10 protein-coding genes are annotated in these 15,289 nt (G+C 32.5%); 5 read left to right on the forward strand and 5 right to left on the reverse strand.

Annotated elements, in window-relative coordinates; genetic code table 11:
• The first annotated feature begins 75 nt into the window (after nucleotides 1–75).
• Both sppA and J3S90_RS02780 read left to right on the forward strand, forming a co-directional pair.
• On the forward strand, nucleotides 76–1,836 hold the full coding sequence (gene sppA / locus J3S90_RS02775; RefSeq protein ID WP_210644572.1) for a signal peptide peptidase SppA: 1,761 nt from the start codon (nucleotides 76–78) through the stop codon (nucleotides 1,834–1,836).
• A 187-nt stretch (nucleotides 1,837–2,023) separates the two neighbouring features.
• A complete protein-coding gene (locus J3S90_RS02780; protein ID WP_210644574.1) occupies nucleotides 2,024–4,651 on the forward strand; it encodes an AsmA-like C-terminal region-containing protein in 2,628 nt (875 codons plus the stop codon).
• Between the two features lie 54 nt (nucleotides 4,652–4,705).
• On the opposite strand, the gene J3S90_RS02785 is transcribed toward J3S90_RS02780, so the two are convergent.
• Nucleotides 4,706–5,500, reverse strand: a complete 795-nt coding sequence (locus J3S90_RS02785) for a DUF2797 domain-containing protein (RefSeq protein WP_188048841.1) — start codon at nucleotides 5,498–5,500, stop codon at nucleotides 4,706–4,708.
• A 221-nt stretch (nucleotides 5,501–5,721) separates the two neighbouring features.
• Between J3S90_RS02785 and J3S90_RS02790 the strand changes: the two genes are divergently transcribed.
• Nucleotides 5,722–7,248, forward strand: a complete 1,527-nt coding sequence (locus J3S90_RS02790) for a GH3 auxin-responsive promoter family protein (RefSeq protein WP_210644576.1) — start codon at nucleotides 5,722–5,724, stop codon at nucleotides 7,246–7,248.
• Nucleotides 7,249–7,304: 56 nt separating this feature from the next.
• On the opposite strand, the gene serB is transcribed toward J3S90_RS02790, so the two are convergent.
• The 4 genes from serB to J3S90_RS02810 form a co-directional block, all read right to left on the reverse strand.
• Nucleotides 7,305–8,537 (reverse strand): phosphoserine phosphatase SerB, encoded by a 1,233-nt coding sequence (serB, locus tag J3S90_RS02795; RefSeq protein WP_210644578.1) that lies wholly within the window; start codon nucleotides 8,535–8,537, stop codon nucleotides 7,305–7,307.
• Between the two features lie 162 nt (nucleotides 8,538–8,699).
• Nucleotides 8,700–9,932 carry an ATP-dependent Clp protease ATP-binding subunit ClpX gene (gene clpX, locus J3S90_RS02800; RefSeq protein ID WP_210644580.1) on the reverse strand — a complete coding sequence of 411 codons (1,233 nt, stop codon included), beginning with the start codon at nucleotides 9,930–9,932 and terminating at the stop codon, nucleotides 8,700–8,702.
• An 87-nt stretch (nucleotides 9,933–10,019) separates the two neighbouring features.
• Entirely contained in the window at nucleotides 10,020–10,697 is a 678-nt protein-coding gene (gene clpP / locus J3S90_RS02805; protein WP_188048845.1) for an ATP-dependent Clp endopeptidase proteolytic subunit ClpP, read from the reverse strand.
• Between the two features lie 310 nt (nucleotides 10,698–11,007).
• Nucleotides 11,008–12,333, reverse strand: a complete 1,326-nt coding sequence (locus J3S90_RS02810) for a trigger factor (protein WP_210644582.1) — start codon at nucleotides 12,331–12,333, stop codon at nucleotides 11,008–11,010.
• 536 nt (nucleotides 12,334–12,869) lie between these two features.
• On the opposite strand from J3S90_RS02810, the gene J3S90_RS16170 reads away from it, so the two are divergent.
• Together J3S90_RS16170 and nhaA are read left to right on the forward strand one after the other, a co-directional pair.
• The gene (locus J3S90_RS16170) at nucleotides 12,870–13,523 is read left to right on the forward strand and encodes a CPBP family glutamic-type intramembrane protease (RefSeq protein WP_394369399.1); all 654 of its coding nucleotides are present in this window, start codon (nucleotides 12,870–12,872) and stop codon (nucleotides 13,521–13,523) included.
• A 547-nt stretch (nucleotides 13,524–14,070) separates the two neighbouring features.
• A complete protein-coding gene (gene nhaA, locus J3S90_RS02820) occupies nucleotides 14,071–15,237 on the forward strand; it encodes a Na+/H+ antiporter NhaA (RefSeq protein WP_210644587.1) in 1,167 nt (388 codons plus the stop codon).
• The last annotated feature ends 52 nt before the right edge of the window (nucleotides 15,238–15,289 follow it).

The following is a 15,289-nucleotide window of genomic DNA, read 5'->3' on the forward strand; positions in this document are numbered from 1 at the left end:
AACTAATTTTAGAATTATAACCTTTAAATTTGTAACATATTAAGCGCATCGAATACTTATTAAAAAAACACAAATATGAAATTTTTAGGAAATGTATTAGCGACCATCATAGGGATTTTTGTAATCTTTATGTTGTTCTTCTTTGGAATACTACTTATTGGAGCCGCTTTTGGTGGTGAATCGGAAGTTGTTACTGTAAAAAGCAACTCCGTAATCGAATTGAATTTAGACAGAATACAAAATGACTATGCAGGAAAATATAAAGATCCTTGGGTCACTATCTTTTCAGATAACAAAAAAATAGGATTAACTGATATCATTAATTCAATTGAAAAAGCAAAAACAGATACTGATATCAAAGGAATATCTATCTTAAATGACAATTCATCCTTAGGAATGGCACAAAGCAAAGCACTTAGAGATGCGCTAGAAAGCTTTAAAAAATCTGGAAAATTTGTAATGGCTTATGCTAATTCTTATTCACAAAAAGAATATTACTTAAACTCTGTTGCCAATACGATTTACATAAATCCTGTAGGCGATATGGATTTTAAAGGTCTCTCGGCAGAAATTATGTTTTTCAAAGACTTTCAAGAAAAATCTGGCCTTAAAATGGAAGTTATTCGTCATGGGAAATACAAAAGCGCAGTAGAACCCTTTTTAGAAAATAAAATGAGTGATGCCAATAGAGAACAAACTACAGCATTACTAAATTCTGTTTGGAGTTCTGTCGTTTCTGATATTTCTAAAAGCAGAAACATTTCAGTTACCAAATTGAATGAAATTGCAAATGGACTTTTGGCTCGAACACCAGAAATGGCAAAGGCAGAAAAACTAGTTGACATTATCGCTTATGAAGACGTGTACCACAGTGCCATCAAAAAAGCATTGAAAGTTGCTGAAAATGAAGACTACAACAAAGTAAACATAACCGATTATGCTCAAAAAATAGCCACAACGGCTCAGTCTTTTGACAGTAAGGATGAAATTGCAATTATTTACGCACAAGGAGAAATTATGAGTGGCGAAGGTGATGTAAACGTTATTGGCGAGGGTTCTATGCGTCGTTCTTTACAACAAGCCAGAAAAAATAAAAATGTTAAAGCAATTGTACTGCGTATTGATAGTCCAGGAGGAAGTGCATTGACTTCTGATTTGATTTGGAGAGAAATAGAATTAACCAAGAAAGTAAAACCAATAGTGGTTTCGATGGGTAATTATGCTGCTTCTGGCGGATATTATATTGCATGTAATGCAAATACCATTTTTGCAGAGGCAAACACAATAACAGGTTCTATTGGTGTTTTTGGTGTACTTCCTAACTTTACTGCATTAGCAACTAAAATAGGAATTAACACTGAACAAGTTAAAACGCATGAAAATGCGGCAAATTATAGTCCATTTGTCCCTATTGATGAAAATTTTAAAGCAGTGACATTAGAAGGCGTAGAACACATTTACAAAACTTTTGTAACGCATGTTGCAGAAGGTAGAAAAATGACATTCGACCAAGTAGATGCTATTGCACAAGGTAGAGTTTGGACAGGTTCCGAAGCGTTAAAAATTGGTTTGGTAGATAAAATTGGCGGATTAAATGATGCTATTGCAAAAGCGGCCTCTTTAGCTAAAATCACCAAATACAGCACTCAAAATTATCCAGAGTATCAGAAAAATTTGGATGATTTATTGGCTAATTTGCCTTTTGCTACCTCCAAAGCAACTTTTATAAAAGAAGAAATTGGAGAAGAGAATTATCGCATTTTACAAGAAATTAAAAGATTGCAAACCCGATCAGGCGTTCAGGCTATAATGCCTTTTGAAATTAACATCAATTAATTTTTATACTACTTAACTACAATCCGTTTGAAAGAAATTTTAAACGGATTTTTTTATTTTAATTTTAGCCCTATCAAGCTAGAGTCGATATAATACTAATGCAATAGACACTAGTAAATTATAATTACTATTTTTGCTACAATTACATACATTATTATTGCCTTATAAATCTAAACAAAACTAAATTATGTTAAAAACAATATTAAAAGTTATTGGCGCCTTCATCATACTTTTTTTGATTGCTTTATTTACTATTCCTTATTTTTTTCAGGATCAGATAAAAGCAAAAATTGCGGAAGCTATCAACGAAAAAGTTGATGCAAAAGTTAGCTTTTCGGATGTAGATTTAAGCTTAATAAAAAATTTTCCTGGTGCTAATGTTACCATCAGCAAATTGGCAATTATAAACAAAGCTCCTTTTGAAGGTGACACACTAGTATCATTAGGCGAGCTTAATTTAAAAATGTCTATTAAAGAATTATTTAAAGATAAAAAAGAAGCGATTAATATTGATGGAATTTCATCAAAAAACGGATTAATCAATATCATTTTCAATAAAGAGGGAATTGGTAATTTTGATATTGCTCTAAAAAACAAAGAGACAAAAGACGAAGGAAAAAGCGATCCTTTATTATTGAAAATTAAAGATTACAAAGTAGAAAATTTTCAATTTCGCTATTTTGATGAAACATCCAAAATAAAAATGGTTATTGATAGTTTAAATCATCAAGGAAATGGAGACTTTGCTTCGCAGAAATTAGATTTAGTCACTAAATCAACTGCAAAAGTTTCATTAGACATGGATAAAGTCAACTACATGAAAAATGTTGCCTTAACCCTAGATGCAGTTTTAGGCATTGATTTAGAAAAAAGTAAATATACTTTTAAAGAAAATAAAGCGCTTATTAATCAGTTGCCTTTGCAATTTGATGGTTTCATTCAAATGGTAGAAGCGGGTCAAGTTTATGATTTGAAATTTAAAACGCCAACTTCTTCATTCAAAAACTTCTTAGGAGTAATTCCTGCTGCTTATTCTGCCAGTTTAGACAATGTAAAAACAACAGGTGATTTTACAGTTGTAGGATTTGCAAAAGGATTGTATTCTGATACAAGTGTACCAAAATTCAATATTGATATTAATTCAAAAAACGCCTCATTTAAATATCCTGACTTACCAAAAACAGTACAAAATATAATTATTGATACTAAAATCATAAATGAAACAGGAATTCTAAATGACACTTACGTAAACATTGGTCAGCTATCTTTTAGAATAGACCAAGATGTTTTTAATGCAAAAGCAAAGATTACAAATGTTACGCAGAACGCAATCGTTGATGCCGCATTAAAAGGAACCATAAACTTGGCTAATTTAACAAAAGCGTATCCTGTTAAATTAGAAAAACCTTTATCTGGAATTTTAAAAGCTGATGTTACGACTAAATTTGATATGGAATCGGTTGAGAAAAGTCAATATCAAAACATTAACAATGCGGGAACAATGAGCTTATCTGGTTTTAAATACGCAGATGAGAACGGAAAAACCATGAATATTAGTACTGCGTTGGTTCAATTTAACCCAAGTCAAGTTAACTTGAAACAATTTGATGCCACGACTGGTAAAAGCGACATTAGTGTAACAGGAATTCTAGAGAATTTCTATGGTTTTATATTCAGAAACCAAGAATTAAAAGGAAATTTCTTTATGAACTCGAAACAATTAGCTGTTGATGATTTTATGACCAAAGGAGAAGAGTCTAAAACCGATGCTAAAAAAGCAGAAGCAATGAAAATTCCTGCTTTCTTAAATTGTACGCTTACCGCAAAAGCTACTACGGTTTTATATGACAATTTAACCCTGAAAGATGTTTCTGGAAAACTGATCGTAAAAGATGAAAAAGTAACTTTAGAAAACGTAAAAACTTCCATATTTGGTGGTACAATCGGTTTGAGCGGAGACGTTTCGACTAAAGGAAAAATTCCGACTTTCGACATGAATTTGAATTTGAATCAAGTGGATATTGCTCAGACTTTTACTCAACTAGATATGTTGAAAAAAATAGCACCAATTGCAGGAATTGTTAATGGAAAATTAAATTCGACCATTAAATTAAATGGAAATCTTGATGCAACTGAGTTTACACCTGATTTAAAAAGTATAACTGGTGATTTATTAGGGCAACTACTTTCTACCACTGTAAACTCTAGCAATTCAACTTTATTGACAGCATTGAGTTCTAATATTAAATTTATTGATGTAAGTAAAATTAACTTGAATGACATCAAAGCTGCTATTACTTTCAAAGATGGAAAAGTAAATGTAAAACCTTTTGACATCAAATATCAAGATATAAAAGCAACAATAGGCGGAACACATGGCTTTGACCAAACTATGAATTATAATTTAAAGTTTGATGTTCCTGCAAAATATTTAGGATCTGAGGTAAATGCTTTAATCGCAAAATTAGCACCAGCAGATGCAGCAAAAATAGAAAGCTTTCCTGTAACCGCCATATTAGTAGGTAATTTTACAAATCCCAAGATTACAACCGACATTAACAGTGCAGTAACTAAACTTACAACACAATTAGTGAATCAGCAAAAGGATCGTTTAGTAAAACAAGGAACCTCAGCACTGACAGATTTGTTAAATAAAAATAAAAAACCTGGAGACACCGTTAAAACAGTTATTCCGGCAACAAAAGAGGAAGTAAAAGCAAAAGTAAATGAAGAGGTAAAAAAGAAAGCAGCCGATATATTGAATGGTTTTTTCAATAAAAAGAAAAAAGTAGCCGATACAACAAAGGTGAATTAAAAATTGAGTTATTTTAAAAAAGGCTAAAAAGTAAATTACTTTTTAGCCTTTTTTTTATACGTTTATGTTTACAATATATCCTTCTGAACTACGAACATTGAATACAGTTCCGTCATCAAAAATTAAATACTGCCCTTTTATACCTTTTAATTTTCCTTGAAATTGTGGTGTTTTATCTAAACTTAAACTAGCCACTTTCGTTGGATATTCTAAAACAGGATAGTGCATTTCATACAGATCATTTTTTTGACTAAAGAAATATTCTTGCACTTCTGTTGGAATTAATTTTTCTAACTTCAATCTTTCTGCAATCAAATCTACATGTTCTACTGAATTAGTTAGCATTTTTCTCCAATTCGTTTTATCGGCATAATGATTCTTCAAGGCTACTTCTGTAATTCCAGCCAAATATCGATTGGGAACTTCAACAATAGAAATCGCTTCATTAGCGCCTTGATCAATCCATCGTGTGGGCATTTGAGTTTTTCTAGTTACACCTACTTTCACTTCACTTGACAAAGCTAGATACACAATGTGTGGCTGCAACTGTACTTTCTCTTCATAGGCTAAATCTCTGTCGGCAATACCCAAATGAGCCGTGCTTAATTCCGGTTTCATAATCCAATCTCCAACCGAAGCACTTGAATAAAAGCAATCGTAGCAAAAACCTTGGCGAAATATTTTTTTCTTTTTACCACAATTCAAACATTGGTAACCCACAAAGTTAATCTCTATATTTTTATCCAATAATTGATTAACATTTAGAAAACTATTTTCGAAAACCAAGTAATATTGTATTGGATTTCCAAATTCGGTTTGCATTTTGGTTAGAACACCTTCGTAAGTCATTGCGATTATTTATAGTTGTTGAATGAAAGTAAACTTATGATTTAAACTCACTTTGTAGAACACAATATGTTCTTTTGTAATTGTGATGTTCAATCTTTAGTACAATATAGAAGTGTTTTTTATAAAAAAACACTATTTTTGATACTTTGACAAAGTTAGTATTTGTCAATCGATATTCAAATCTTAAATTAACAATCGTTACTCTAAAATCAGAAATCTAAATGCCACTAACCATAATCAATTCGTTTGCTTCTTGGGTTCTCAAACAACGAATCCATCAAATCGAACTTTTCTTGAAATACCCAAATGAAGTTCAAGAAGAATTACTTATGAATTTAGTGCAGTCCTCAAAAAACACGGTAATTGGTAAAAAATACGATTATACTTCTATCAATTCCTACGCTACTTTTGCAGCTCGAATTCCAATTTCTTGTTATGAAGAATTACAACCGTTGATAGAAAGAACGCGTCAAGGAGAACAAAATGTTTTTTGGGAAGAGCCGATAAAATGGTTTGCTAAGTCTAGCGGAACTACCAATGCCAAAAGCAAATTTATTCCGGTAAGCAACAAAGCATTAGAAGAGTGCCATTATAAAGGAAGTAAAGATTTATTGTGTTTGTATTTAAATAACAACGAAGATTCTTCACTTTTTACTGGTAAAAGTTTACGCTTAGGCGGAAGCTCACAGATTTACGAAGACAATGATACTTTTTTTGGTGATTTATCTGCTATTTTAATTGAAAACATGCCAATTTGGGCAGAATTCAGTAGCACACCAAGTAATAAAATTTCGTTGATGAGCGAATGGGAATCTAAAATAGCTGCCATTATAAATGAAACCAAAAATGAAAATGTAACTAGTTTTGCCGGTGTTCCTTCTTGGATGTTAGTTTTAATGAATAAAATGCTAGAGGAAACGGGCAAAGGAAATTTACTTGAAATTTGGCCTAATCTAGAAGTATATTTTCATGGAGGAGTAAATTTCGAACCTTATCGAGAACAATATCAAAAAATATTACCCAAAAAAGATTTCACATACTACGAAATATACAATGCCTCCGAAGGTTTTTTTGCCATTCAGGATGTAAACAATTCTAGTGATTTATTGTTAATGTTAGATTATGGAATATTTTATGAATTTATTCCGATGGACACATTTGGAACACCCAACCAAAAAGTAATTCGATTAGCAGACGTAGAATTATTCAAAAATTACGCTTTAGTAATTACTACTAATTCTGGATTATGGCGTTATTTAATAGGCGATACCGTTCGTTTCACTTCATTAAACCCATATCGCATTCGGGTTACGGGTAGAACCAAACATCACATTAATGTTTTTGGCGAAGAATTAATGGTCGAAAACACCGATCAGGCTATTGCCAAAGCGTGCCGATTGACTAATACACAAGTTGTTGATTATACTGTAGCACCCGTATTTATGGAAGGTAAAGAAAAAGGCGCTCACGAATGGATGATTGAATTTAAAGAAAACCCACAAGACCTAACTAATTTTCAAAAAATATTAGACGAAGCGATACAATCTCTAAACTCTGATTACGAAGCCAAAAGACACAATAATATGACGCTAAATCCGCTAATAATAAATGTAGCACGCAAACATTTATTTTACGACTGGCTGAAAGATCACAATAAACTGGGCGGACAACACAAAATCCCTAGATTGTCTAATCATAGAGATTATTTGGAACAGTTAAAAAATATGCAATTTAGTATCGTAGTTTAAATTTATAGATTTATAAAGGAAAATTCACTGATTGGTTTGATTACTTTTTTTATACATTACTCCATCATATCAATATGTCGGTCATGGTATCCTAAAAGATATAGAACACCATCCAATCCTAAGCTTGAAATAGAACTTCCTGCTTTTTCTTTAACGGATGGTTTTGCATGAAAAGCAATTCCTAACCCAGCTAAACTTAACATTGGTAAATCATTAGCGCCATCTCCTACTGCTATCGTTTGATTAATATGTATCCCTTCTTTATCTGCAATAGCTTGCAAATATTCGGCTTTCTTTTTGCCATCTACAATTTCGCCGAGATAATTCCCTGTCAATTTACCATCAATAATTTCGAGTTCGTTTGCGTGAACATAATCGATTCCTAATTCCTTCTGTAAGTATTTCCCAAAAAAGGTAAATCCACCAGATAAAATAGCCGTTTTATAACCGTAATATTTCAAGGCTTTCATCAAGCGATGCGCTCCTTTTGTGATTGGTAAATTTTCTGCAACATTTTGTAATACATCTTCGCTTAGCCCCTTTAATAACGCCATACGCTGTTTAAAACTTTCACTAAAATCTATTTCGCCGTTCATAGCTGCTTCGGTGATCGCGCGCACTTGTTCTCCTACACCTGCTAATTCTGCTAATTCATCTATAACTTCAGTTTGTATCAAAGTAGAATCCATGTCGAAACAAACTAAACGACGGTTTCTACGATACATATTATCTTCCTGAAAAGAAATATCAACGTTTAAGGTTCGTGAAATTTCCATAAAACTAGCCGTCATAAAAGTTTTATCTACTATTGTACCGGTTACGGAAAGTTGAATACAAGAACGAGGAAATTCTTCTTTTTCAACAATAGAAACCCGACCTGTTAATCTTTTAATGGCATCAATATTTAACTTTTGATTGGACAAAATTCTTGTCACAGCCGCCAATTGAACAGCAGTAAGTGTTTCTCCCAAAACATTGATGCTGTAACGTTGTTGTCGTTGCCCTTTTACCCAAATTTCATAATCAGCAATAGAGATCGGAATAAACTTAACTTTGACTTCTAATTCATAAGCTTTAAATAACAAATCTTTCAATACAGGCGCAGAAGTGGATCCCGCTTTTATTTCAAATAAAATCCCTAAAGAAAGTGTGTCATGAATATCAGCTTGACCAATATCTAAAATTATTGCATCATAGTTAGCCAACACAGAGGTTAATCCTGCCGTTACACCTAATTTATCTTGACCAGAAACTTTTAATAAAATGACCTCTTTATCCTCTACTTTCATCCTGCATTATTTTGATTATGAAGTAACAAAAATCGGCATTCTAATCATGATAAAAAAAAATAATGCTTCTTTTTAGACACAATAACAAATAGTGCAAAATTGACACAAAAAAACCCGCTCAATGAAATGAACGGGCTAGTCTTTTTATCAAATATGCAATTTTTAAGAGGCAATCTCTAATCGCTTCAATAAATTTTTATTTAATGTTTCTTGTGCATACTTCACATCAATTTCTAATGTTTTATCATCAGAACTTGGCAATTCATACATCGCATCGGTTAAGATTGCTTCGCATAAAGAACGCAATCCACGAGCTCCTAATTTGTATTCTAATGCTTTATCTACAATAAAATCTAACGCTTCATCAGTGATCGTGAAAACAACTTCATCCATCAAGAATAACTTTTCGTATTGTTTGATTAATGCATTTTTAGGTTGCGTCAAAATTGCTCTCAACGTTTCTCTGTCCAAAGGATCCATGTGCGTCAATACAGGCAAACGACCAATTATCTCCGGAATTAAACCAAAATCTTTGATGTCTTTTGGAATAATGTATTGCAACAAATTGTCTTTGTCTATATTATCTACATTTTTTGATGTAGAATATCCAACAGCCTGACGATTCAATCGTTTAGAAATAATTCTTTCTATACCATCAAAAGCACCACCGGCAATAAACAAGATATTTTGCGTATTTACTTCAACAAATTTTTGGTCTGGATGTTTACGACCTCCTTTTGGTGGTACGTTTACAACAGTTCCTTCTAATAATTTCAGTAAAGCTTGTTGCACCCCTTCTCCAGAAACATCACGTGTTATTGATGGATTATCACTCTTACGGGCAATTTTATCAATTTCATCAATAAATACGATTCCTCTTTCGGCTTTGGCTACATCATAATCGGCTGCTTGCAAAAGACGAGTCAAAATACTTTCGACATCTTCTCCTACATAACCCGCTTCTGTTAATACGGTTGCATCAACAATTGCTAAAGGAACGTCAAGCATTTTAGCAATAGTCTTCGCTACTAATGTTTTTCCTGTTCCTGTTTGTCCCACCATTATGATGTTACTTTTTTCAATCTCTACTTCGTCATCTAATTGCTGTTGCATTAAACGTTTGTAGTGATTGTAAACCGCAACCGACATTACTTTTTTAGTTTGATCTTGACCAATTACGTATTGATCTAAGAACGCTCTAATTTCTTTAGGTTTTTTCAAAATCAAATCACCAACAGCTTTTGAACTTCCGCCAGATTTTAATTCTTCTAAAACAATTCCGTGTGCCTGTTCGATACATTTATCACAAATATGCGCATTGATTCCAGCAATCAGCAAGCTGGTTTCTGGTTTCTTTCTCGCACAAAACGAACATTCTAATACTGCTTTTGCCATTCTTTTAAGTCTAAAGCCAAAAAGTCATAAAGTCAAAAGTCATTCGCATTGCTCCTGACTTTCGACTTTCGACTTTCGACTATATTTTTACTTTCTTATTAAAACCTCATCAATCATTCCGTATGCTTTTGCTTCTTCAGCAATCATCCAATAATCACGTTCACTATCTAAATGAACTTTATCAAAAGTTTGTCCTGAATGTTGAGAAATGATATGGTACAATTCATCTTTCAATTTCAACATTTCACGCAAGTTGATTTCCATATCAGTAGCAACTCCTTGTGCTCCTCCTGATGGTTGGTGAATCATAACTCTTGAATGTGGCAATGCCGAACGTTTTCCTGCTGCTCCTGCACATAGCAAAACCGCACCCATAGAAGCTGCCATTCCTGTACAAATGGTTGCTACATCTGGTTTGATGTATTGCATCGTGTCATAAATTCCTAAACCAGCGTAAACACTTCCTCCTGGAGAGTTCAAATAAATTTGAATATCCTTTGAAGCATCAGCGCTTTCAAGAAACAATAATTGTGCTTGAACGATGTTTGCAATTTGGTCGTCAATTCCTGTTCCTAGGAAAATAATACGGTCCATCATTAATCTTGAGAAAACGTCTAATTGTGAAATATTCAACTGACGTTCTTCTATAATATAAGGAGTCATATTAGTTGGTGGAGTCATTGCACCTACGATTTTATCGTAATACATTGAGTTCACTCCTTGGTGCTTTGTAGCAAATTTTTTAAATTCTTTACCGTAGTTCATTTATATAAGTTTAAAAGTTTGAATGTCTTAAAGTCAAAAAACATAACGCAAAGGTCGTACCTTTTTATAGTTAATGTCAATATGTCTCGTTTTTAGCCCAGGTAGCAGTGAAAAGCTTTTTGAAATCGTGTTGCTTTTTTTCTTGCATGAAAAGAGCGACTGGAAGAAGCTCCTTTTCTTGCTTAGAAAAAAGCAAACCCGATGAAAAAACTTGCAACGGATAACTGGATTAGCTCCTGACAGTATTATAAATAAAAAGAGCGCCAAAAAATATTTATTTTGACGCTCAAATATACTTATTATTTAGAAATTATTCTCCGTATGAAGCGGCAATAAATTCTTCATAAGTCACTTCTTTAGTTGTTGGATTTGCTTTTTCTTTAAATAAGTCAAGCATTTTCTCTCCTACCACTTGGTCAGAAAGTCTTTTTACTTCGTCTTGGTTAGACAACACTCTAGCCACAATTCCTTGCACTTCTTCGTCCGTTGGATTTGTTTGACCAAATTGAGCCATTTGTTGACGGATATTTTTTGTAGTGAATGATTTCAAATCTTCAAAAGTAACTTTGATTTCGTTTGTAGCCATTGCTCTACCTTCGATCAACTGAAAACGCAATCCTCTTTCCGATCTTGCATATTCTACTTCAGCTTCTTCAGGAGTCAATTTTTTCTCCCCTACTGTTTGCAACCATTTTTTTAAGAATTCAGCTGGCAAATCAAATTTCGTGCTTTCGATCAAGAAATCTTGAACATCAGCTAATAACTTTTGGTCTGCTTGTTGCGCGAATTGAGTTTCAGCATCTTCTTTGATTTTAGCTTTCAACTCCTCTAATGTAGCTACATTTCCAGCTCCAAACAATTTATCGAACAACTCTTGGTTTAATTCTGCCAATTCTGAACCGTTGATTGCTTCGATTGTAAAATCTACATCAACAGCGATTGTGTGAACATCATCATGACCAATTTTCATTACGTCCATCAATTGATGTGCGTCTTCAAACAAACCATTTGTATTTACAGTCACAACGTCACCAACTTTTTTACCGATGAATTTATCAGCAGTCGCTTTGTCTTTGAACATATCCAAAGAAATAGTCGTTGCATTGTTGATTCCAGCTTCTTCGTTTGCGAAAGTTCCCGTAATATCTGAATCTGCCACCACAACTTCTTGAGGAATTGCAGTACCAAATTGTTTTTGGATACGTGCTACTTGACCGTCAATCAATTTATCGTCAGCTTTAACTACATATTTTACAATGTCGTTTTTACCTTCAAGATCCAAAGTAAAGTTAGGAACCAATCCAATTTCGAATTCAAAAACCAATTCTTCAGCATCCCAAGAAAAGTTCTCGTTTACTTTAGGAAGTGGAGTTCCAAGAAGGTTTAATCTTTCTGATTGCACAAAACGCTCCAAAGCTAAGTCAACCACTTTTTGAACTTCTTCTTGTTTGATTGCTTTTCCGTATTGTTTTTCAACAAGATCTTTAGGCACAGCCCCTTTTCTAAATCCTTTAACGGTTGCCAAAGGCATTTTTTCGTTTATTCTTTTTGCTACTTGACCTTTGTAATCCATGTGAACTACAGTCATTACAATTGTCTCGTTTACAGCGTCTATTGCTACTCTTTTGATATCCATCTTCTTCTTTAATTTATTATTATAAATTCGGACTGCAAAATTATAAAATTTTTACAAGTTCCACAAGCTTTTTACTACTGAACCTTATGAGTGAATTCTGAGGTTAAAAATCTAGAATATGCGGTCTGTTTTGGGCGTGTCCCACCTCTGTTCCGCTGCGGAGGGTCAGGCTTTTCGTTACAATTTTTTTAATCATTCTGCTAGCGCTACATGATAAAAAAGGATTTTAACTGCAAACGAAGTTCACTGAATACCAAAAAATAAAATATAATGAAGTAATCCTTCACGCGGGTTGTGTGTGGAATTGGTGTTTATTTTAAAAATTTCAATATCGTAATTGCTTCACTTTGTATATAAAAAAAATACTTTTTTGTAAGATTAATATTTATATTTGCTAATAATATAAACTTGTATTATTGATTATACTTCTGCAAGTGAGATAACGAAAGAGTTAAATATGTGGTAGCTGAAATTGAGCAAAAAAAAACACAGAATTTAACAATCTAACATAAATGTAGACAATGTATAATAATTTAATGAAAAATGATTTTTTGTGCTTTTTAAAAAATCCAAATCAAAAATTCCATGGAATCTTTAGACAAGATTTTACGTTATTTATAGTACTAACCATCCTAAATTTTTTTGCGGGATATATTAAGTCGTTAATTACTCACGAATCGTTTATTGATCAAAGCGATTTAGATAAATTTAATTTATCTAAAATTTTCCCTTATCTATTTCTCATTCCATTAATTGAAGAATTAATATTTAGGGGGTTTTTACAATACAAGTCCCGATTGGTTTTAATACTAAGTTTTATCTCAATCATATTTTTTTTAACTTCCTATTTCAAACAAAAAACCACAATTTTATATATTTTTATAGTGGTGATTATTTGTGGCCTATTAGTGCTTTTCAACAAAAAATTATATGAAAAAATGTTACTTTTCATAGAAATAAATTCAATAATAATCATTTTGATTTCTTCTATAATTTTTGGATTTATACATTTATTTAATTACGATAATTTCTCTTGGGCAAACTTAATACCCATCTCTGAAAAAATTATTGCTGGAGTATTCCTATGTTATATTGCTAAAAAATACAATATTTGGCGTTCTTATTTTTTTCATATAATTAATAATTCATTGCCTTTTTTGATAATTATATTATACAAATTAATCCAATAAAATTTTGCTCAAGCTGGCGCGAATGCAATGTAATTAAGTTAAAAATAATAATTAAAAAAGCTGTTTTTTGGTCATTTCAACAAACTATAGCAACATACAAAGATTCTTCCTTCGTCAGAATGACAAAGTTGGAGGGTTAAAACCTCAACTAAATAACTTTGGTTTCAGCGGGATGCTCGCACTAACTAAAACTTATAAAATATAATAATCTTCGATTTTGAAAAAGAAATAAAAAAATAAATTAAATTCGATTTTAAAAAAAAGTTGACTGAATTTCCCGCTACTTTTAAAAATCTAAAAAAATGGAACAGAAATACAGTATAAAAAACGGCGAAATAATATTTGATGAAATTTAATATTAAGCTTCGAGATAAAATGCTCAACTTTAAAACAAACACCAAACAAGATTTATTTAAACTATTAAAAAGGTATATTTGGTAAAACCGTAATGAATGCGGAAAACCAAAGGTTTCTATTTGTATAATTTAAAGTCTCAAGCTTGTTTTGCTGGGATTTAGAATTTCAAAGATTCCATAAAAACAAATCCATGAAGATCACTGCTCTATTTAAAGAATTTTACGAAAGCGAAAAAGCAGGAGGTGTTATTTTACTTTTTGTAACCATTATTTCTCTTGCCTTAGCCAACTCCCCTATTCAATCTAGTTATATTGACTTTTGGCAATTTGACATAGGCGGTCACAGTATTACGCATTGGATAAATGATGCGTTAATGGCAGTTTTCTTTTTGTTAATTGGTTTAGAATTAGAACGCGAAATCTACAAAGGAGAACTCTCTGATATAAAAAACGCTTCTTTTCCTCTTATTGGAGCCATGGGAGGTTTTATCATTCCGGCATGTATTTTTCTTTTATTTAACTTTGGTACTGCAACACAAGCTGGAGCAGGAATCCCAATGGCTACCGATATTGCATTCGCTATTGGAATTCTTTCTTTATTAGGCAACAGAGTTCCGCTATCATTAAAAATATTCTTGACTGCATTGGCCGTAATAGATGACTTAATTGCTATTATCGTTATCGCAATATTTTACACAAAAACCATTATCTGCACAAACTTATTATTGTCTCTAGCAGTGTTTGCAGTTTTACTACTACTCAACCGTCTGAAAGTTAAAAACCTAATTCCTTATCTCGTTGGAGGAGTTGTAATGTGGTATTTTATGTACAACTCTGGAGTTCACGCCACCATAACTGGAGTTTTATTAGCGTTTGCAATTCCGTTTGGTAATGGTGATAAAAAATCAACTTCTTATGTTTTGCAACATTTTTTACACAAACCGGTTGCCTTTATAATTCTACCGCTTTTTGCAATTGCTAATACCAGCATCGCTATTGGCGCTAATTGGCAAAACGGCTTAGGCGAATCAAACAGTATTGGTATTATGGCAGGCTTAATTTTAGGAAAGCCTATCGGAATTGTAGCTTTTGCTTTCACTGGAGCGTTAATTGGATTATGCAAACTACCAAAAGGATTGCAATGGAAGAATATAGTTGGTGTTGGTTTATTAGGAGGAATTGGATTTACAATGTCCATTTTCATAACTATTCTTGCCTATGATGATGTCGCCTTAATAAATAGTTCAAAAATTGCTATCATACTTGCTTCGGTTACCGCAGGATTGCTAGGTTTTCTATTTTTAAAATTCACACTAAAACCGAAAAGCAAATTTAAAAAGCCATCAGAACTTGAATAGCGTGCTCACATTTAGTGAAACCGAAAAGCATAAAAAAAGCCTCAAAATAAAA

Source organism: Flavobacterium flabelliforme (assembly GCF_017948675.1).
Lineage (GTDB): Bacteria > Bacteroidota > Bacteroidia > Flavobacteriales > Flavobacteriaceae > Flavobacterium > Flavobacterium pygoscelis.